Origin of the sequence: Amycolatopsis sp. FDAARGOS 1241, from assembly GCF_016889705.1 — a bacterium.
Lineage (GTDB): Bacteria > Actinomycetota > Actinomycetes > Mycobacteriales > Pseudonocardiaceae > Amycolatopsis.
In genome coordinates this window covers 7,252,268-7,270,979 of record NZ_CP069526.1, presented here as the reverse complement: position 1 = coordinate 7,270,979, position 18,712 = coordinate 7,252,268, and the positions used below count along the sequence as shown (strand labels likewise).

General features: G+C 71.9%; 18 protein-coding genes and 3 pseudogenes. 11 read left to right on the top strand and 10 right to left on the bottom strand.

The genetic code is table 11. The features are described 5' to 3' along the window. The first annotated feature begins 37 nt into the window (after positions 1 to 37). From I6J71_RS35430 to I6J71_RS35420, 3 genes are all read left to right on the top strand, one after another. Positions 38 to 742 carry a 1-acyl-sn-glycerol-3-phosphate acyltransferase gene (locus I6J71_RS35430; protein WP_204090837.1) on the top strand — a complete coding sequence of 235 codons (705 nt, stop codon included), beginning with the start codon at positions 38 to 40 and terminating at the stop codon, positions 740 to 742. After that, a complete protein-coding gene (locus tag I6J71_RS35425; RefSeq protein ID WP_204090836.1) occupies positions 742 to 1,767 on the top strand; it encodes an NAD(P)H-dependent glycerol-3-phosphate dehydrogenase in 1,026 nt (341 codons plus the stop codon). Before I6J71_RS35430 ends, I6J71_RS35425 begins: the two co-directional genes overlap by 1 nt. A gap of 200 nt (positions 1,768 to 1,967) precedes the next feature. Continuing rightward, the gene (locus I6J71_RS35420) at positions 1,968 to 2,447 is read left to right on the top strand and encodes a cysteine dioxygenase family protein (RefSeq protein ID WP_204090835.1); all 480 of its coding nucleotides are present in this window, start codon (positions 1,968 to 1,970) and stop codon (positions 2,445 to 2,447) included. Positions 2,448 to 2,449: 2 nt separating this feature from the next. Here the strand turns inward: I6J71_RS35420 and I6J71_RS35415 are convergent, their stop codons facing one another. From I6J71_RS35415 to I6J71_RS35390, 6 genes and pseudogenes are all read right to left on the bottom strand, one after another. Continuing rightward, positions 2,450 to 3,445 carry an asparaginase gene (locus I6J71_RS35415; protein ID WP_204090834.1) on the bottom strand — a complete coding sequence of 332 codons (996 nt, stop codon included), beginning with the start codon at positions 3,443 to 3,445 and terminating at the stop codon, positions 2,450 to 2,452. Positions 3,446 to 3,454: 9 nt separating this feature from the next. Beyond that, positions 3,455 to 4,276 carry a class I SAM-dependent methyltransferase gene (locus I6J71_RS35410; protein ID WP_204090833.1) on the bottom strand — a complete coding sequence of 274 codons (822 nt, stop codon included), beginning with the start codon at positions 4,274 to 4,276 and terminating at the stop codon, positions 3,455 to 3,457. Then, on the bottom strand, positions 4,273 to 4,653 hold the full coding sequence (locus tag I6J71_RS35405; protein ID WP_204090832.1) for a VOC family protein: 381 nt from the start codon (positions 4,651 to 4,653) through the stop codon (positions 4,273 to 4,275). The genes I6J71_RS35410 and I6J71_RS35405 overlap by 4 nt, the downstream gene beginning before the upstream one ends. Positions 4,654 to 4,720: 67 nt before the next feature. Then, positions 4,721 to 5,458, bottom strand: a complete 738-nt coding sequence (locus I6J71_RS35400) for an FAD:protein FMN transferase (RefSeq protein WP_204090831.1) — start codon at positions 5,456 to 5,458, stop codon at positions 4,721 to 4,723. Continuing rightward, on the bottom strand, positions 5,458 to 5,853 hold the full coding sequence (locus I6J71_RS35395; protein ID WP_204090830.1) for an FMN-binding protein: 396 nt from the start codon (positions 5,851 to 5,853) through the stop codon (positions 5,458 to 5,460). The genes I6J71_RS35400 and I6J71_RS35395 overlap by 1 nt, the downstream gene beginning before the upstream one ends. A 10-nt stretch (positions 5,854 to 5,863) precedes the next feature. Continuing rightward, positions 5,864 to 7,220: pseudogene (locus tag I6J71_RS35390) on the bottom strand (ferric reductase-like transmembrane domain-containing protein). Between the two features lie 162 nt (positions 7,221 to 7,382). Between I6J71_RS35390 and I6J71_RS35385 the strand changes: the two are divergent. After that, positions 7,383 to 7,936 (top strand): annotated as a pseudogene (locus tag I6J71_RS35385) (response regulator transcription factor). Positions 7,937 to 8,000: 64 nt separating this feature from the next. Beyond that, positions 8,001 to 9,309: pseudogene (locus I6J71_RS35380) on the top strand (sensor histidine kinase). On the opposite strand, the gene I6J71_RS35375 reads toward I6J71_RS35380, so the two are convergent. Next, complete coding sequence (locus I6J71_RS35375; RefSeq protein ID WP_204090829.1) at positions 9,276 to 9,962, bottom strand: pyridoxamine 5'-phosphate oxidase family protein; 687 nt, start codon at positions 9,960 to 9,962, stop codon at positions 9,276 to 9,278. The pseudogene I6J71_RS35380 and the gene I6J71_RS35375 sit on opposite strands and share 34 nt — an antisense overlap. 89 nt (positions 9,963 to 10,051) lie before the next feature. On the opposite strand from I6J71_RS35375, the gene I6J71_RS35370 reads away from it, so the two are divergent. Continuing rightward, the gene (locus I6J71_RS35370) at positions 10,052 to 11,422 is read left to right on the top strand and encodes a PLP-dependent aminotransferase family protein (protein WP_204090828.1); all 1,371 of its coding nucleotides are present in this window, start codon (positions 10,052 to 10,054) and stop codon (positions 11,420 to 11,422) included. Between the two features lie 952 nt (positions 11,423 to 12,374). Next, positions 12,375 to 13,472: a D-alanine--D-alanine ligase family protein gene (locus I6J71_RS35365; protein WP_204090827.1), complete on the top strand. Its 1,098-nt coding sequence runs from the start codon at positions 12,375 to 12,377 to the stop codon at positions 13,470 to 13,472. A gap of 45 nt (positions 13,473 to 13,517) precedes the next feature. Here the strand turns inward: I6J71_RS35365 and I6J71_RS35360 are convergent, their stop codons facing one another. The 3 genes from I6J71_RS35360 to I6J71_RS35350 form a co-directional block, all read right to left on the bottom strand. Further along, the gene (locus tag I6J71_RS35360) at positions 13,518 to 14,042 is read right to left on the bottom strand and encodes a hypothetical protein (RefSeq protein ID WP_204090826.1); all 525 of its coding nucleotides are present in this window, start codon (positions 14,040 to 14,042) and stop codon (positions 13,518 to 13,520) included. A gap of 975 nt (positions 14,043 to 15,017) precedes the next feature. Then, positions 15,018 to 15,563 carry a DUF3515 domain-containing protein gene (locus tag I6J71_RS35355; protein WP_204090825.1) on the bottom strand — a complete coding sequence of 182 codons (546 nt, stop codon included), beginning with the start codon at positions 15,561 to 15,563 and terminating at the stop codon, positions 15,018 to 15,020. A gap of 19 nt (positions 15,564 to 15,582) precedes the next feature. Then, on the bottom strand, positions 15,583 to 15,816 hold the full coding sequence (locus tag I6J71_RS35350; protein WP_204090824.1) for an Lrp/AsnC ligand binding domain-containing protein: 234 nt from the start codon (positions 15,814 to 15,816) through the stop codon (positions 15,583 to 15,585). A 138-nt stretch (positions 15,817 to 15,954) separates the two neighbouring features. Between I6J71_RS35350 and I6J71_RS35345 the strand changes: the two genes are divergently transcribed. The 4 genes from I6J71_RS35345 to I6J71_RS35330 are packed head-to-tail and all read left to right on the top strand — an operon-like array spanning position 15,955 to position 18,657. Next, positions 15,955 to 16,917, top strand: coding sequence for a thiamine-phosphate kinase (locus I6J71_RS35345; RefSeq protein WP_204090823.1), 963 nt, complete (start codon positions 15,955 to 15,957; stop codon positions 16,915 to 16,917). Between the two features lie 10 nt (positions 16,918 to 16,927). Beyond that, positions 16,928 to 17,401 carry a GNAT family N-acetyltransferase gene (locus I6J71_RS35340; RefSeq protein ID WP_204090822.1) on the top strand — a complete coding sequence of 158 codons (474 nt, stop codon included), beginning with the start codon at positions 16,928 to 16,930 and terminating at the stop codon, positions 17,399 to 17,401. Between the two features lie 16 nt (positions 17,402 to 17,417). Beyond that, on the top strand, positions 17,418 to 17,948 hold the full coding sequence (locus I6J71_RS35335) for a gamma carbonic anhydrase family protein (RefSeq protein ID WP_204090821.1): 531 nt from the start codon (positions 17,418 to 17,420) through the stop codon (positions 17,946 to 17,948). Between the two features lie 31 nt (positions 17,949 to 17,979). Then, on the top strand, positions 17,980 to 18,657 hold the full coding sequence (locus I6J71_RS35330) for a uracil-DNA glycosylase (RefSeq protein WP_204090820.1): 678 nt from the start codon (positions 17,980 to 17,982) through the stop codon (positions 18,655 to 18,657). Positions 18,658 to 18,712: the final 55 nt, after the last annotated feature.

Below are 18,712 nucleotides of genomic sequence, written 5' to 3'. Positions count from 1 at the left end.
AGGATCTGCCGGAGAGCAGACCGTTCGAGGAGGAGACTTGGCACGGCGTGAGAAGGGCGGCTTCTGGGTGGGGCTGGCCGCGGTTGTGTTCTACCCGCTGACCGCGATCGGGAAGCGGGTGTACGTCGGGGCGGAGAAGATCCCCAGGCAGGGGCCCGCGGTGCTGGTGATGAACCACATCTCGCACCTGGACCCCGTGGTCGACGCCGTGTTCGTGCACCGCCAGAAGCGCGTGCCGCGGTTCTTCCTCAAGGAGAGCCTGCGCCACGTCCCCGTGTTCGGGAAGGTCGTCGACGGCTCCGGCCAGATCCCGGTGGCGCGCGGGTCGAGCGCGGCGGGCGACAGCCTCAAGGCCGCGCACGAGGCGCTGGCCGAAGGCAAGCTCATCGTGATCTACCCCGAGGGCACGATCACGAAAGACCCGGCCGGCTGGCCCAAGGAGTCCTTCACCGGGGTCGCGCGGCTCGCGCTGCAGAACGACGTGCCGGTGATCCCGATCGCGCGCTGGGGCACCAACCAGATCTACAACGGCTACACGAAGAAGCTCACGCCGTTCCCGCGCAAGACCGTGACGCACCTCGTCGGCGACCCGCTGGACCTCTCGGCCTATGCCGGGGCGAACACCCGCAGCGCCTCGACGCTGCGCCAGGTCACCAAGCTGATGATGGACGAGGTGACCCGGCTGCTCGCCGAGATCCGGCACGAGGAACCGCCCGCGAAGAAGCCGGAGGACGGCGCCTGATGGCCTCTTTCACCACCGACGTCCAGCGGGTGACCGTGCTCGGCGCCGGCTCGTGGGGCACGGCGTTCGCGAAGGTGCTCGGCGACGCGGGGCGCGACGTGACGATGTGGGCGCGTCGCGAGTCGGTCGCCGACGAGATCTCCACGCGCCACACCAACGAGTCGTACCTGCCCGGCACCCGGCTGCCCGGCCGCATCACGGCGACGGCCGACCCGGCGGCGGCGCTCGACGGTGCCGAGGCGGTGGTCCTCGGGGTGCCGAGCCAGAGCCTGCGCGCGAACCTCACCGCGTGGCAGCCGCTGTTGCCGCGCGACGCGATCCTGGTGAGCGTCGCCAAGGGCGTGGAGCTGGGCACGCTCAAGCGCATGAGCGAGGTCATCGCCGAGCTGGCGAAGGTCGACCCGGGTGAGATCGTCGTGGTGTCCGGTCCGAACCTCGCGCGCGAGATCGCCGCCGCGCAACCGGCCGCCGCGGTGGTGGCGTGCACCGACCACGAGCGCGCCATGGCGATCCAGCGGGCGTGCTCGAACCAGTACTTCCGCCCCTACACCAACACCGACGTCGTCGGCTGCGAGCTGGGCGGCGCGTGCAAGAACGTGATCGCGCTGAGCTGCGGCATGGCCGCCGGCATGGGCTTCGGCGCCAACACGGCGGCGACCTTGATGACGCGCGGGCTCGCGGAGATGGCGCGCCTGGGCGCGAAGCTCGGCGCCGATCCGCTGACGTTCGCGGGCCTGGCCGGCCTCGGCGACCTCGTGGCGACGTGCTCGTCTCCGCTCTCGCGCAACCGCACCTTCGGCGAACGGCTCGGCCGCGGCGACACGCTGGAACAGGCGCAAGCCGCGGCGGGCGGGCAGGTCGCCGAGGGCGTGACGTCGTGCTCGTCGATCCGGGAGCTCGCGCGCGGTCTCGGTGTCGACATGCCGATCACCGACGCGATGCACCGCGTGTGCCACGAGGGGGTCGATCCCCGGCAGGCCGGTGCGGAACTGCTGGGCCGCTCGCAGAAGCACGAGTGGAGCTGATCTTGCTCCCAGAGGGTGGGAACCGGTTGACCCGCTTGGCCGGTGCTGGTTCGCTGTCGGCGTGCTGACGTGCCTGATGACTGTGCGGCGGGGGTCCTGCGACCTCGGCCCCGTCGTGGCGTCGTCGGTGTCGTGTCGCTGTTGTCGGTGAACCCAGCCCCGGCCCAGCTCGACACCCTTTGCCTGCGAGGAAACCCTTCATGTTCGCCGTCCCGGACAACACCCTGCTGCGTCCCGAGAACCCCGCCTTGCGTCACCCGGTGCGCGTCGCCCTCGAGGTGGCCGCCGACCGCGAACGCTGGGCCGGCCTGCTGCGCTACGACCCCGACGAGCGCTTCTCCGCGCTCGTCGACGCCGCCGGGGGCCAGGAGATCTGGCTGCTGTCCTGGCTCCCCGGCCAGCACACCGACCTGCACGACCACGAGTTCGCGAGCGGCGCGTTCACCGTCGTGTCCGGCCGGCTGGCGGAGACCGTCGCGCGCCGCTCGCCCGACGGCCGTGCGGTCACCGAGGTGCACGCGCTGGCGGCGGGCCAATCGCGCGTGTTCGGTCCCGGTTACGTGCACGAGGTGCGCAACGCCGGCCCGGACCCGGCCATCAGCCTGCACGTCTACCGCGACGGACCGCGGGCCGTGCGGCCCTTCCACCTCGAGCCGCTGGGCGGGCCGGTCCGGGACTGAGCTCAGTCCAGGTCGCCGCGCAGCCGGAACTCGGCCTCGATCGCCTCGCGCGAGGCGCCCGTGGCGAGCAGGACCTGCAGCAGCACGCGGGACTTGCGCGGGTCGAGCCAGCCCGCCATCGTGGCGCCCACCTTGATCAGGCTCGACTCGGAGCCGTGGAAGCCGTAGGTACCGCGGAACGTCGTGCCGGCGCCGGTGCGGGTCGCGACGACGATCGGGACATCCGCGGTGGCGATCACGTCGGCCGTGCCCGTGGAGACGTGGCCGACGCCGCCGGCCGCGACGACCACGCCGCGAGCGCCGGCGTCGAGCACCAGCGACAGCAGCTCACCCGAGTCCGCGATCCCCGCCTCCAGCAACGGGACTAGACCGGCGAAGTCCGCGTTGTCGACCGGCACCGCGGCCGCGCGCGAACCGGCGGGGTGGAAGTAGTGGACGGATCCCTCGGCGACGAGCCCGAGCGGTCCCGCCGGGTTCGACGAGAACGCTTCGACGTGGCTCGCGTGCGCCTTGCGTACCCAGCGGGCCGTGTGCACGTCGTCGTTGAAGGCCACCAGCGCGCCGCGCCCGCGGCTGCGCGGTGAAGCGGCGACGGTGAGTGCGGCGAGCAGGTTCGCCGGTCCGTCGGCGGACGGCAGGCTCGGGTTGCGCATCGCGCCGGTGACGACCACCGGCACGTCGTGGGGCCACGTCAGCTCGAAGAACCACGCGGTTTCCTCCAGCGTGTCCGTGCCCTGCACCACCACGAGTCCCGCCGCGCCGGCCGCGACCTGCTCCAGGCCCCAGGCGCGGGTGCGCAGCAGCGTGGCGTAGTCCATCGACGCGCTGGAGATCCCGGCGAGCGTGGCCGCGGTGACGTCCATCGGCAGGTGCGCACCGAGATCACCGAGCAGGTCCTCGGCGGTCAGCCGCGGCACCACCCCGTCTTCGATCGAGCGGTCCGGGGCCATGGAGATGGTGCCGCCCAGCGCGGCGACGGCGACGAGAGCACGAGTCATGCCCGCACTCTAGGAGGGCTTCACCGCCTGCAGGGTGTAGCTCGCCGCGATCCGCTCCGGGTTGTCGCGAAGCCGCCATTCGCCGCCACCGGCCGGTTCCATCTCGTTCGGCAGAGCGTTCCAGGGCACGGTGTCGTGCTCGGTGAACGCGGTCAGCGTGAGACCGTGGCCGAGCAGCGCGGTGATGATTTCGCCGAGCGAGTGGTTCCACGAATGCGTCGTGCTGTTGACGATCGGGCCGTCGGTCTCGACGTAGGTGGTTTCCTCCGCGAACACGAGCGGTTCTTCGTGCTCGAAATACGCGTACTTCGGCCAGCCGCGTTCGGCTTCGTCGTCGAGCGTCCACAGCATCGGGTGGCCCTCGCGCACGAACAGCCGGCCGCCCGGCTTCAGCAGCCGCGCGACGATCCCGGCCCACCGGTCGATCTTCGGCAGCCAGCACAGCGCGCCCACCCCGGTGTACACGAGGTCGAACCTGTTCTCCCCGAAGACATCGACCGCGTCGCAGGTGTTGGCCTCGTGGTAATCGATGTCCGCGCCGACGCTTTGCGCGAGGTTGCGCGCCTCGGCCAGCGACCGGGGCGAGAGGTCGAGGCCGGACATCTTCGCGCCCAGCCGTGACAGCGACAGCGTGTCGGTCCCGAGGTGGCACTGCAGGTGCACGCCGCGCAGACCCGTGACGTCCCCGAGCCGCGGCAGGTCGAACCGCACGACGTCGGAGAGGTACACCGGATCCGTGCGGAACTTCTCGAAGCCGTAGTACTCCGACTTCGCGTGCACCACCGCGCGTTCGTCCCAATTGGCGCGGTTGACGGCGAACGAGTCGGTCACGCCGTCGCCGCCTTCTCGGCTTTGCTGCGCAACACGCAGAACTCGTTGCCCTCGGGGTCGAGCAGCACGGCCCAGCCGGTGCCGTCGGGCCGGCGCCGGTCGTCGAACATGGTTGCGCCGGCGGCGAGCAGGCGGCCGACCTCGGTGTCGCGCGCGACGTCCGGCCTCAGGCACAGGTGCACGCGGTTTTTCACCGTCTTGCTCTCGGGGACCTCGATGAACAGCAGGGTGCCGCCGTGGCCGAGCTCGATGCCGACCTCCGGGTCGCCCGGGGAATCCCCGTCGGCGATCGGGCGGCCGAGCACACCGCTCCAGAACTGCGCCAGCGCGTAGGCGTCGCGGCAGTCGAAGGTGGTGTTCTCGACGACGGACGGCATGCATTCCCCCGGGGTGCTCGATGTGCCCGCAGTCTGCCCGAATCACCGGGTCCCGCGCGAGGCGGTTTCAGGCGAGCGCGAGTCCGGGGGAGCGGTGCACGCGCCGTTGCGCGTCGACGATCAGCACGTCGCAGCCGGGTTGCCCGGCGGCCCAATCGATGCCGTCGGTGCCGAGCGCGAAGGCGGCGGTGGCCAGCGCGTCGGCGTGCGTGAGGTTTTCGGCGACGATCGTCACGCTCAGCAGGCCGGTCGCCGGGAGTCCGGTGCGGCCGTCGAGTACGTGCGCGCCGCGTTCGTACGCGGCGGAAGTGGCGACGGCGCCGTCACGTGAGGCGAGCACGGCGCACACGGCGTCCGTCCGTTCGGGGTGGCGGACGCCGACGCGCCACGGCCGTCCCGGCTCCGGCTCGCCCTCCGTCACGACGTCGCCACCCGCGTTGAGGCAGAACCGGCGCGCGCCCGCCGCGTGGAGCCGCTCGGCCGCGCGCTGCACGGCCCAGCCCTTGACGACGCCGGAGGGGTCCAGACCACGTCCGGGCAACCGTGCGGAGAACGCGCCGCCGGAGAGGTCTTCGTAGTACGCGCACAGGGTGAGGACTTCGTCGAGGTCGGCGCTGAGCTCGCGGGCGGCGAGCTCGCCGCGGTCGAGGCGGCACACCTCGCTGTCGGCGCGGAACGGGCTGAACCGGGCGTCCACGTCGTGCAGCCAGGCGAACGCATCGGCCACCGCGGCCGCGAAATCGCCTTCGCCGCGCAGGTCGAGCGACACCGGCAGGCCCATCACGTGCTCCACGAGTGTGGTCATCACGACCTCCGCGCGTCGAGCGCCGCCTGCAGCGACTTGATGTACGACTCGCTGGTCTGCGTCGCGCCCGAGACCGTGCCGATGTCCGCGCTCTGCGCCTGCAGGGCTTCCTCGCGCAGCAGCGGGATCGCGTCGACGCCGCGGCCGCTGTCGGGCTGTTGCACGAGCGTGACGTCGGTGATCCGGCTGCCGTCGAAGGCCACCTGCACCTGCACGGTGCCGAACTCGGTCGATTCGGCCGTGCCCTGCGTGGTGACCGCGCCGGAACCGGCCGAAGTGGATGGTGCCGCGCTCGCCGGTGGTGTCGTGGCGGTCGACGCGGGTGCCGGGTCGAACCGCCACACGGCGATGAACCCGGCGATCGACAGCGCGACCACGAAGATCGTCTTCTTCATCGTGAACCCCTCACGCGGCCAGGCTGAACCGCTCGGCGTGGACCTGACCCGCCGGCACGCGCAGCTCCCGCAGGCTGCGCAGCACCGCCGACGTCATCCCGGGCGGGCCGCAGACGAACGCGTCGCGCTCGCCGATGTCGGGCACCAGCGCGTGCAGCGCCGCGGGGCCGAGGATCGGGCCGTGCGGCCCGCGCAAGTCCGACGGTCCACTGAGGACGTGCACGACGGCGGCGCGCGCCCTGGCCAGCGCGTGCAGTTCGGGCAGCAGCACGGCGTCGGCCGGCGTGCGCACGCGGTAGAGCAGCTCGACGTGGCCGGCGACGTCTTCGAGCAGCGCGCGGATCGGCGTGATGCCCACGTCACCGGCGATCAGCAGCGCGTCGGGCCGTTGCTGGTGGATCGTGGTGAAGGCGCCGTACGGGCCTTCGGCGAACACGCGCGTGCCGACGGGCAGCGACCGCAGGCTCGCGCTGGAGCTGCCGACGGCCTTGGCCGTGAGCCGCAGCGTGCGGCCCTCGGGCGCGGCTGACAGCGACAACGGGTTGGCCTGCCACCAGCGGTCGCGCGTGAGGAAGCGCCACAGGAAGGACCGGCCCGCTCGGGCCGGCAGCTGGTCGAGGTCTCGGCCGGTCATGTACACCGACACAGTGTCCGGCGACTCCGGCACGACGGCCACCACCCGCAAGCGGTGCCGCAGGTTGCGAAGCAGCGGCAGGGAGCACGCGTCCGCACAACACCGCCAGGCCGGTGCCCAGCCACAGTGTCCAGCAGTACACGCGGGCTGCCGGATGGCTCGCGAACGATTGCCCCACGGCGATCTGGTGCGTGAACGCCAGGACCACCGCGGCGTAGGTGTAGAGGTGCACGAAGTGCCACGTCTCGTAGGCCATGCGCCGGCGCGCGAAGCGAGTGGACGCGGCGCCGACCACGAGGATCAGCACGAACGCGACGATCGCGCGCAGGATCCCCTCGAACGTGTCGGCGAGGTGCACGAGCTCGTTCGCCGGGTTCGTCCGCTCGATGCCGGGATAGCCGACGACCACGAGCACCACGTGCGCGACCAGCAGCCAGAGGAGGGTGAAGCCCGTCCAGCGGTGCCACGACGTCAGCCGGTCCATCCCGAGGCGGCGCTCGAGCCACGGCAGGCGTGCCACCAGCAGCAGCTGCCCGGCCACGGCCTGCGCGGCGTAGAGGCCGGCGAGCCGCCCGGCGCTGATCAGCGGGTCGTCCGACAGCCCGCCGAGCGCGAAGAACACGGTGGCCAGCACGACGTTGGCCACGAGGAACGCGAAGATCCACGCCTTCGCGGCGGCCCGTGGCGCCACCGCCGGGCGAGGCGGGGAGGCGGCCGTGGTCAGAACGCTCACTGGGGTTCCCTTCGGCTGGGGGTCACGAAAACCAGCGTCGGCCCGAAACCTGTGGGGGATCTGAGTGGAACCTGTCGACTCGCTGTCGGCCGCCGGTGCTGTGTAGAACGGCTTGCGGCGCGGCACCGGGCAACACCGTGCCCGGGTCGCCGGGGAAGGTCGATACCAGGCTCGCGCGTCCGCACGGCGATCACGGAGGATGGTGCGGCGGAAAGGCCGAACCCGGTGCGGCTGCCCGACCTCGACGGCTTCACCGTGCTCGATCGCCTGCGCGAAGACGGCACCCTCGTGCTTGTGGTCTTCCTCACCGCGAAGGACGCGACTCGTGAAGCCGTTCTCCGTCGAGGAACGCATGGCCCGGTTGCGGGCCGTGCTGCGCCGAAGCGCCGGGCCGCGGCTGCAGGCACCGCGAGCCGCCGCGCTGCGCGTCGCGGATCTGACGCTCGATGAGGACACGCTGGAGGTCCGCCGCGGCGATCGCGTGGCCGAGCTGACACCGACGGAGTACGAGCTGCTGCGCTCGCTCGTGCGCCGTTCGCCGGCGGTGCTCACGAAGGCGCAGATCCTCGACCACGTGTGGGAGTCCGACTTCGGCGGGCGGTCCAGTGTGGTCGAGCTGATGATCTCACTCCTGCGCCGGAAACCCGACGACGGGCCGAACCGCTGATCCACACGTCCGCGGCGTCGGGTCCGTGATCCGCCGGGCGGGACGGTGAACCGGCTGCGGCGCTGGGCCGGCGCTGGTAGGCGGCTTGGCGCGCGTCGTGGCTCGGCACGCGCCTGGCGTTCGGGCTCGGCGGCTGGCCCTGGTGGTGTTCGCGATCGTCGGGGCCGTGGCGGTCGAGTTGATGCACGGTTACCTCGACCGCCGGCTCGACGAGCAACTCAAGACGAGCCAGGTCGCGCAGGTGCCGGGCCTGCGCAACTCGCACGGGAACCCGGAAGTGGTCTGCTCGTGGTACTCGGCGGTGTTCGAGGTCGACGGCGGCGTCGCGACGCCGCAGCCCGACCTGCTGTCCGACGTGAAACCCTTGGCGGACGTCGCGGCCGACGCGACGCGCGGCGACGTGTTCCGCACCGTGTACCTCCATGGCGACGGCCCGTACCGCGTGCACGCGTGCTCGGTCGCGACGGACTCCGGCGGCACGGGGGCGGTGCTGCTGAGCGCGGCGCCGCGGGCCGATCTGGACGGCTTGGTGCGGCAGCTCGTGCCGCTGGAGGTGATCGCGTTCCTCATCTCCCTGGCCGTGCTCGTCGTCGCGGGGCGGCTCGTGCTGCGCCGCGGGCTGCAGCCGTTGTCCGCCCTGGCCGGGATGGCGTGCGACATCGCCTCCCACGACCTCACGGTCACGGCGGACCTCCCGGTGCGGCCACGGGCGAGGGCGGCGGTGCCGAGGTCGATGAGCTGCGGACCGCGTTCACCGTGATGATCACGCACATCGAGTCGTCGCTCGCCGCGCGGACCGCGGCCAACGAACGCCTGCGCCGCTTCGTCGCCGACGCGTCGCACGAGCTGCGGACGCCGCTGACGCCGATCCGCGAGTACGTCGGCCTCTTCCGCCGGCGAAGATCCGCGAGGGGACGGCATGGATGAGCGTGCTCGTCGACGACGTGCTGCTGCTCGCCCGCCTCGACGCGCACGACGCGGAACCGCCGGTGCGCCCGGAACGCGTCGACGTCGTCCCGATCGCCGAGGCCGCCGCCGACGCGTTCCGCGTGGGCCGCGCGGAACACCCGCTCTCGGTGGAGCTGCCGGAAAGTCCGGTGGTCGTCGATGCGGATCCCGTGCGGCTGCGGCAGATCTTCGACAGCCTGCTCGCGAATGCACGCCTTCGGGGACGCAGGTCGGGCTGTCCGTCGACGGCTCCGGCGGGCAAGCCTTGGTCCGGGTGCGCGACACCGGCCCCGAAATCGCGCCGGAGGACCACGGCGGATCTTCGACCGGTGCTTCCGCACGGACAATTCGCGCACGCGGCCGGCCGGCGGCACGGGGCTGGGGTTGTCCGTGGTCCAGTCGCTGGTGGTGGAGCACGGCGGCACGGTCGACGTCGAGAGTCAGCCGGGCCGGACCGTGTTCACCGTGCGGTAGCCGTCGGCGCGCTGAGCCACGTGCTCCGGCACGGACCACTCGGCCGGCAGGTCGGCCGACGGTTCGGGCTCGCCGAACACCGTCCGGACCGGGAGGACCCCGGCCCAGGCGTCGTTCGCGGCGACATCTTCGGGCTCGTCGTCCGGACCTTCGGCCCGCAGCTTCACCGAGGCCTCGGTCAGGTCGAGCGCGAGGACGGTGACGGAGGCGAATTCCTTGGCGTTCACGCCGCGCGCGTGGTCCCACGAGCCGGGGGAGAGGTGTTCGGTGAGCACCCGCAGGCCGTGGAGCTTCTCATCCCGGCCGGTGACGAGCCGGGCGCGGCCGAGCACGACGGCGCTGCGGTAGTTCATGGAGTGGTTGTTCAGCGAGCGGGCGTAGACGATGCCGTCGAGCAGCGTGACGGTGACGCAGACGTCGAGTTCCTGCGCCGCGGTGCGCAGACTGGCGGCACCCGTGGAACCATGCAGGTAGAGCGTGTCGCCGTCGCGCCCGTAGCCGGTGGGGAGTACGAGCGGCGTGCCGTCGCGGATGAGGCCGAGGTGGCAGATCAGGGCCTCGTCGAGCACGGCGTGCAGCGTCGCGCGGTCGGTGGCCGCGCGGTTCTTCTTGCGGCCGAGGGTGGTGCGGGCGGTCGGCGAGAGGCTGGTCATGTGCGCAGTTTCGCTTGGATTAGTGGCATCCTGAAACGGCCACTTCTCGTACACTTGGAAAGTCCACTTCTCCTCGTTCGGGAGTTTTCGTGTCCTACACCGACACCGCGCTGCCGGTGCGCCTCGACCGCGAGGCGAGCACACCGCTGGCCGTCCAGCTCGCCGACGCCCTGCGCGAGGCCGCGGCGGGCGGCCACCTGCGTGGTGGTGACCGGCTGCCGTCGACACGTGCCCTCGCCGAGCGGCTCGGCGTGTCGCGGACGGTGACGTCGGCGGCGTACGAGCAGTTGCACGCCGAGGGCTGGATCGCCGGCCGCCACGGCTCGGGAACGTACGTGACGACGCCGCCGACTCGCGCGGCCGCATCGGTGTCGCCCGCCGGCTCGCTGGTCGCGGAGACCGAGGCGGCGCCGTTCCTGGATCTGACGCCGGGTACGCCGTGGGCCGCGGGTCTGGACCGCGCGGCGTGGCGCCGCGCGTGGCGGGCGGCGGCGGACCCGGACCCGTTGGTCCGCGCACACCGCGCCGGGCTGCCCGAGTACCGCGCGGCGGTGTCCGAGCACCTGCTGCGCCACCGCGGTCTGGCCGCCGGCTCCGTGCTCGCGACGGGCGGCACGACGGCCGCCGTCGTGGAGCTCGCCGCGGCAGTGTTGCGGCGGGGCGCGGTCGTGGCGTTCGAGGAGCCGGGGTACCAGCGGGCCGTGCAGGCGTTCCGGTCCGCGGGGCTCACGGTCGTGGGCGTCCCCGTGGACGAGGAGGGTTTGCGCCCGGACGCCATTCCGCCCGGAGCCCGGGCCGTCTACTGCTCGCCGGCGCACCAGTACCCGATGGGCAGCCGCATGAGCGCGGCTCGCCGCGTGGAACTCGTGGAACGGGCCCGCGCCGACGGCATGCTGGTCATCGAGGACGACTACGACGGCGAGCTCCGCTTCGACGTCGCCCCGCTGCCCCTGCTGGCCGCCCTCGCGCCTGACGTCGTCGTCCACCTCGGGACCACGAGCAAGATCCTCACCCCGACCCTGGGCGCCGGGTGGCTCGTGGCTCCGGCTTCAGTCGCGGAGGTCGTGCTGGCCTACCGGGACCTCACCGGCACTCGGCCTTCACCGGCCGGGCAGCGGGTCCTCGTGGAACTCGCCCGGCACGGTGATCTGGGCCGCCACCTGCGGAAACTGCGCCGCGAACTGGCCGAACGCCGCTCGCTCCTGTCGGCCGCCCTGTCGGCCGCCTCGGTACCGGTACTCGGCGACGACGCCGGCGCGCACCTCGTGGTGCCCTTCGCCTCCGCCGCGGACGAGGCCGACCGCATCGCCGCCGCCGAACGCCACGGCATCCGGCTCGACGGACTGGCCCGGCACTTCGCCGGCACACCCACGGTGCACGGGGTGGCGCTGGGGTATGCCGGCTGTTCGCGGGAAGCGTTGGTGAGTGCCTTGCCCGCTCTGGTGAGCTTGCTCCGCTGACTCGCTGACCCGCTGACTGACTCGTTGACGGCCGCCTGCGGCGTTCGGCTCTCCCGGCTTTTCGCTCTGCGCGACTGCCCCCTCGCGCCTCTCTCGCGTTGCGAACGGTCCCACCTCACCGACCGACGGGCGCGAACGGTCCCGTCGCGATTACCGCCGGAAAGCGCGAAGGGTCCCATCGCGCTTTCCGGCGGGCGCGAAGGGTCCAGTCGCGCCGACCCGACGGGCGAACGGTCCCATCGCGCTTACCGGCGGGCGCGAAGGGTCCCATCGCTGTTACCGGCGGGCGCGAAGGGTCCACTCGCGCCGACCGACGCGCGAACGGTCCCGTCGCGCTTACCGGCGGGCGCGAAGGGTCCACTCGCGCCGACCCGACGGCGCGAAGGGTCCACTCGCGCCATGAATCGGCCGCCGTGAGTGGTTCGACCTGCCCCTTCGCCTGGCGAACGGTCCGGTCGCGCAAGGGGAGGAGTGCGAGCGGTCCCTTCGCGCTGTAAATCCTCACGGCGGTCGGCGCGAGTGACCCCTTAACGCGGGCGTGGGCCGCGAACGGTCCCGCCGCGCCGGCGGCGACGGCGCGGTTGGACCTTTCGCGCCACGAACGGCTCACCGCGGTCCGGCGCTCGATTCACCACGACGCCGCCATCGCGGGCTCGACTGGTCCCGCGGTGTCCGCATCCGGGCGCGAACAGTCCATTCGCTCCCCCGTGAGGGGCGCGAGCAGTCCCTTCGCGCCGCGAACCGCTCCCCGACCTGCGTGGCCAGCCCGTTCGCACGCGCGTCAGCGGCCGCGAACGGTCTCATCGCACCCACGTAAAAGCGCGAACGGCCCCTCCACCCAACACCACCACCGTCACAGCGACCGTTCCGAGTGGTCACTTCGTGCACAGGTGAACGGGCCACGCACCGGGCCCGCACCATTCGCCGTGGTCACCCGGTACGGTGAGCCACCATGAGTGCTGAGAAGATCCGCGTGGCGGTCGTGTTCGGCGGGCGCAGCAGCGAGCACACCATCTCGTGCCTGTCGGCCGGCAGTGTGATCGCGAACCTGGATCCGGAGCGCTACGAGGTGCTCCCGGTGGGCATCACGCCCCGGGGCGGCTGGGTGCTCGGCACCGGCGACCCGAAGGAGCTGAGCATCCAGGGCCGCGAGCTGCCGACCGTGGAGTCCGGCCGCGCGCTCGTGCTGGCGGGCGACCCGACCAGCCGCGAGCTGCGCATCGTCGACCCCGGCGAGGCGACCGAGGTGCTCAGCGCCGTCGACGTGGTCTTCCCCGTGCTGCACGGCGCGTTCGGCGAGGACGGCACCATCCAGGGCCTCCTGGAGATGGCCGATCTCCCTTACGTCGGCCCCGGGGTGCTCGCCAGTGCGGCCGCCATGGACAAGGAGTACGCGAAGAAGCTGCTCGCCGCGGAGGGGCTGCCGGTGGGCACCTACTCGGCGCTCCGCCGTGGACAGTCCACAGTGTCCCAAGAGGACCGGGAACGCCTCGGCCTGCCCGTTTTCGTGAAGCCCTCGCGCGCGGGTTCGTCCGTCGGCATCTCGCGAGTCACGAAGTGGTCCGATGTGGACGCCGCCATCGAGCTGGCGCGCCGGACGGACCCGAAGGTGCTCGTGGAGGCCGCTGTCGTCGGCCGGGAGGTCGAGTGCGGGGTGCTGGAGTTCCCCGACGGCCGCGTCGAGGCGTCGCTGCCGGCGGAGATCCGTGTGCTCGCCAAGGGCGACGACGCGTGGTACGACTTCGAGACCAAGTACCTGGGCGAAGACGCCGAACTGGACATCCCCGCCAAGCTCGACGACGTGGTCACCGAGCGCGTGCGCGCGATGGCCGTCGAGGCGTTCCGCGCGCTCGACTGCCAGGGCTTGGCCCGCGTCGACTTCTTCGTCACCGAAAGCGGCGATCTCGTGATCAACGAGGTCAACACCATGCCCGGCTTCACCACGAAGTCCGCGTACCCGAAGATGTGGGAGGTCACCGGCGTCGACTACAAGACGCTGCTGACCACCCTCATCGACACGGCCCTCGCGCGCGGCACCGGCCTGCGCTGAGCGAACGGCGGGACCGCCCGAACTGGACGGTCCCGCTCGCTCGGCTCAGGGGATCGACTTGCCCAGCGCCAGCAGCGCGGCCGGCGTCAGGAACGTGTACAGCGAGGTGACGGTGAGGATCCCACCCAGCACCTTGCCGGGGAGCTTGCCGTAGGTCGTGGCCGCCACCGCGAGGAACGCGACCAGCCACACGACGAGGATCGACTGCAGCAGCCAGCTGCCGCCGAAGAACTTCCACCACAGCAGCGGCACGACGGCCACCACCACGGCCAGGTTGCCGATCGGCCGCAGGTCGAGCCCCTTGACGAGCACCACGCCCAGGGCGGTGAAGAACGTCCCGTAGAACGTGACGATCCCGGCGAGCGGAACGCCCGTCGCCGGTGGTGCGGTCGCGATGATCACGGCGGCCTGCACGAGGTCGACGACGCCGGCGAGCGCCGTCACCCAGCCGACCGCGGTCAGCGGGTTCGGGCCGTCTTCGGCGGGTTTCGCGCCGATTCCGAGAAACGCCAATCCGTTCAGCCAGGCGGCGAGCCCGGAGACGACGAAGATCACGGTGATGGGTGGCACTGACGATTCCTTTCGGCAATGGAATTCGCGGAACCACCTGCTCCGGCCAGAGTGGTAATCTGGCGAAGTCGCGGTCCCGCGTGCTCGTCCGGCGGTGCAAGCGACTCCACTCGGCACGCACCACCGGTCGAATGGTCAACGGGCACAACGACAACCGTGTGCTGCCGCCCCGAGCCGGGCTCGGCCGGGCGGCAGCGCACCACTGTTCCGGCCGGTTTTCGATCCACCGTTCCGGCCGTGCGAAAAATCCTCCCGACATTCCGGACCTACCTTGCCGGGAATTTCACAGCCGGGTCATTTCGCGATGATGTCCTCGAGAACAACTTGGTGTTTCCGGCGTTTCGGGGAGGTGAACGCCGCCCCGGCCGCCCGTGTGGTCATCGGGTGACACCCGGGCAGGGGCAGCCCGCGCGGAATCGCCGGCACCGGTATCTCGTCGCCGTCGTGGGACTGACGACGTTCTGCGACCCCTGTTCCTCACCGCCACGATCAGCACCGTGCTCACGCACGAGTTCGGCGTGAGCACGGATGCAGGCAACTCGAAGCCGCCGTGCCGCGGCAGCTCGCCGAAATCGGAACCTTGCCGCAACCCATGCGATTCAAAGCGTCGCCGCGCAAACCGTGGCTCGGCCGCACCGCACTGCTCCACGTCTTCCAACCGCTGCAGGCCTTCGGCTCGCGGCGATCGCGGCGCTGGGCGTCTGCTACACCGCCGCGAGCAACGTGTTCTCCAACGCTTTCCACACCTACGAGGGCGAGCTGTTCCCGACTTCGCTGCGCGGGACGGCCGCCGGTTCGGCTTGCGCACTCGCCACGGCCGCGATGCCGTTCATTCCGCTGCCGATGCTGCAGCCGACGGGACCGCCACGACGTTCGCCGTCGGGGCGGCCGCGATGGTGGTGCTGAGCGTCGACGTCGCCGTGCTCGGCCCGCGCACCACGGGCGACTGCCTGGAGGCGATCGCCGCCCGGACCGTCAGAACTTCAAAGGCTTGTCCGGGAGCTTCGCGGCGACGGTGTCCGAAACGGTCTGCAGTGGACCGGTCCCGGCCGAGTCCGGCACGGTCAGCGCGAGGTAGACATCGCGATCGACCACGTACCACGTGGCCGCCTCGTCTTCCGTGACCTGCAGCCACTGCACGCCGTTGATCAGGCGCAGTTCGGCGGTCTGCGTGAGCTCCGGCGGCCGGTCGAGGCCGCAGCGCAGCACGATCGCGTCGCCGTCACCCCAGGCGACGGTGGCCTGCGGTGCGGGCTGCGCGAGCGTGCGGCGGGCGAGCTGCCTGCCGTTCGACGTCAGCGTCGCCGGCATCGCGCCGACGACCGCCGTGCAAGCCGGGGTGCCCGCCTGCGGAGCGGGCACGGCCACGAGCGGGAGCGGTCCGTTCGCAACGCTCTCGTCCGGCGGGGCCTGGTTCTTCGTCAGCGCGAAGACGGCGACCACCGCCGCCAGCGCGACCACGAGCACGGCCGCGACCACGAGCACCACCCGGGGCGGCGCGCCGGTCTCGGTATCTGCCACCCTGCAAGTGCACCACGCGTCAGAGGTGGACCACCGGGCAGGTCAGCGTCCGCGTGATCCCCTCCACGTTCTGCACCTTCGCGACCACGAGCTGCCCCAGCTGGTCGACGGTCTCGGCGGTGGCGCGCACGATCACGTCGTAGGGGCCGGTCACGTCCTCCGAGCTGGTCACGCCCGGCACACCGGCGATCTCCGCCGCCACCGCGGCCGCCTTGCCGACCTCGGTCTGGATGAGGATGTATGCGTGGACCACGGCGTGCCCTTTCGTCGGTAGCGATGGAGTCGAGGTAGGAACGGTGTAGGCAAGGTATCGCCAGCCCCGGGAAAAACCTAGGGGATCCGACTGTCGGTGGCCGAGGCTTCGCACACGGAGAGAAACAGGAGGTGACCGGTGTCACCGGACGACGGCTCGGTGGCCGGGACGGGCGAGTTCGCGCTGATCCACGCGGTCACCCACGGGCGTCGCCAGCCGGCGTCGACCCTGCTCGGTCCAGGCGACGACGCGGCCGTGGTGGCCGCACCCGACGGCCGCGTGGTCGCGACCACGGACGTGCTGGTCCAGGGCGTGCACTTCCGCCTCGACTGGTCGAGCCCCGAACAGGTGGGGCGCAAGGCCGTGGCCGTGAACCTGTCGGACGTCGCGGCCATGGGCGCGAAACCGACCACGGTCCTCGTGGGGTTCGCGTGCCCGCCGGATACGCGCACCGAGGTCGTGACCGAGATCATGAACGGCATGTGGGCGGAGGCGGCGCGCGCCGGGATCGGCGTCTCCGGCGGCGACATGGTGAGCGCCGATCAGATCGTGATCAGTGTCACCGCGCTGGGGGACCTGGAAGACCGGGAACCGGTGACGCGCTCCGGCGCCCGGCCCGGCGACGTGCTCGCGGTGTGCGGCCGGCTCGGCTGGGCCGCGGCGGGGCTGGCCGTGCTGCGGCGCGGGTTCCGCTCGCCGGTTGGAGTCGTGAACGCGCAGCGCGCGCCCGAACCGCCGTACCCCGCGGGCCCGCAGGCCGCGCTCGCCGGCGCGACGGCGATGGTCGACGTCTCCGACGGTCTGCTCGCCGACCTCGGCCACATCGCCGCGGCGTCGGACGTCGGGCTCGACGTGCACACCGCCGACCTAGAGATCTCCAAGCGGCTGCAGGAAGTCGGCACCGCGCTCGGCGCCGATCCGCTGCGCTGGGTCCTCACGGGCGGCGAGGACCACGCGCTCGCGGCGACGTTCCCGCCGTTCGGCGAACTGCCCGAGGGCTGGCGCAGGATCGGAGCCGTGACGATGCCCGGCTCGGGCGTGACCGTGGACGGCAAGGAGTACGGCCACGAAGGCGGCTGGGAGCACTGGCGGCAGCACTAGGCTGTGGCCCGTGGAGATCAGACCGGTCGCCTACGACCACCCCGACGCGACCAAGCTGATGGCCGAGGTCCAGCTCGAATACGTGCGCCGCTACGGCAGCGAGGACTCGACCCCCATGGAAGCCGCGCAGTTCGCGCCGCCGCGCGGGCTGTTCCTCGTCGGCTACCTCGACGGCGCGCCCGTCGCGTCCGGGGCGTGGCGTGCGCACGACGGTCCGGCGCCCGCGTTCCGGCCCGGCGACGTCGAGCTGAAGCGGATGTACGTCGTGGAATCCGCGCGGGGCAACGGTTTCGCGCGCGCGATGCTCGCGGAGCTGGAGCGCACGGCCCGCGCGGCAGGGCGCCGGCGAGCGGTTCTGGAGACGGGCACCGAACAGCCCGAGGCGATCGCCCTCTACGGTTCGTCGGGCTACACCGCGATCCCGGGTTTCGGCATGTACAAGGACGAGCCCGAGAGCCGGTACTTCGGCAAGAACCTCGTGTGACGAACGGGAGACGGTTTTGGCGATCTACGCGCTCGGCGACCTCGTCCCCTCGATCCACCCGGACGCCTACGTCCACCCCGACGCGACCGTGATCGGCGACGTGCGGATCGGCCCGCGCGCGTCGGTGTGGCCGCAGACGGTGCTGCGCGGCGACCACGGGTACATCGAGATCGGCGAACGGTCCAACGTCCAGGACGGCTGCGTGCTGCACTGCACCTCCAAGCACCCGACGGTCCTCGGGCCGTCTTCGGCCATCGGTCACGCCGTGCACGTCGAGGGCGCGACGATCGGCACCGGCTGCCTCATCGCCTCGGGTTCGGTGGTGCTCAACGGAACCGTGATCGAGGACGGCGGGATGGTCGGCGCGGGCGCGGTGCTTTCGTACAACTCGCATGTGGGTCCCGGCGAGATCGCGCTGGGCGTGCCGGCGAAGGTGCGGCCGAACAAGTCGTTCTCCGCCGAGCAGATCGCGATGGTGGTCGACTCCTACGTGCGCCGCGGCGCACGGTTCCGCGAACAGCTGCGGCGCCTCGACCCGCCCCGGTGACGTCGCCCACGCCGCGCTAGGCTCGCGGGCCGTGACCGCACGACCGCTGCACGAGATCGTCGAAGCAGGCTGGGCGCAGGCCCTCGAGCCCGTGGCGCCGCAGGTCGCCGCGATGGGGGAGTTCCTCCGCGCGGAGATCGCGGCGGGCCGCAAGTACCTCCCGGCCGGCGAGCACGTGCTGCGCGCGTTCAAGCAGCCGTTCCACGACGTGCGGGTGCTGATCGTCGGCCAGGACCCGTACCCGACGCCGGGGCACGCGGTCGGCCTGAGCTTCTCGGTCGCGCCGGACGTGCGGCCGCTGCCGAAGAGCCTGGTCAACATCTACAAGGAGTACGCCGAGGACCTCGGCTACCCGTTGCCCGCCAATGGCGACCTCACCCCGTGGGCCGACCAGGGCATCCTGCTGCTCAACCGCGCGCTCACGGTGCAGCCCAGCAAGCCGAACTCCCACCAGGGCAAGGGCTGGGAGCAGGTGACGGAGCAGGCGATCAAGGCGCTCGCCGCGCGCGACGAGCCGATGGTGGCGATCCTGTGGGGCCGCAACGCCCGCAACCTGCGCCCGATGCTCGGTGCCATCCCGTGCATCGAATCGGCGCACCCGAGCCCGCTTTCCGCGCACAACGGCTTCTTCGGCTCGCGTCCGTTCAGCCGGGCCAACCAGCTACTGGCCGACCAGGGCGCGGCGCCGGTGGACTGGAAACTGCCCTGAGCTTCCGCCGTCGCGGTGTCCGGTCAGGGTGGTCCGGCTCCGACTCCCGGGTGAG

Excerpts from the sequence above, each read along its gene's own strand:
- I6J71_RS35425 (WP_204090836.1), top strand. The coding sequence starts at position 742 with ATGGCCTCTTTCACCACCGACGTCCAGCGGGTGACCGTGCTCGGCGCC.
- I6J71_RS35420 (WP_204090835.1), top strand. The coding sequence starts at position 1,968 with ATGTTCGCCGTCCCGGACAACACCCTGCTGCGTCCCGAGAACCCCGCC.
- I6J71_RS35415 (WP_204090834.1), bottom strand. The coding sequence starts at position 3,445 with ATGACTCGTGCTCTCGTCGCCGTCGCCGCGCTGGGCGGCACCATCTCC.
- I6J71_RS35405 (WP_204090832.1), bottom strand. The coding sequence starts at position 4,653 with ATGCCGTCCGTCGTCGAGAACACCACCTTCGACTGCCGCGACGCCTAC.
- I6J71_RS35400 (WP_204090831.1), bottom strand. The coding sequence starts at position 5,458 with ATGACCACACTCGTGGAGCACGTGATGGGCCTGCCGGTGTCGCTCGAC.
- I6J71_RS35395 (WP_204090830.1), bottom strand. The coding sequence starts at position 5,853 with ATGAAGAAGACGATCTTCGTGGTCGCGCTGTCGATCGCCGGGTTCATC.
- I6J71_RS35375 (WP_204090829.1), bottom strand. The coding sequence starts at position 9,962 with ATGACCAGCCTCTCGCCGACCGCCCGCACCACCCTCGGCCGCAAGAAG.
- I6J71_RS35365 (WP_204090827.1), top strand. The coding sequence starts at position 12,375 with ATGAGTGCTGAGAAGATCCGCGTGGCGGTCGTGTTCGGCGGGCGCAGC.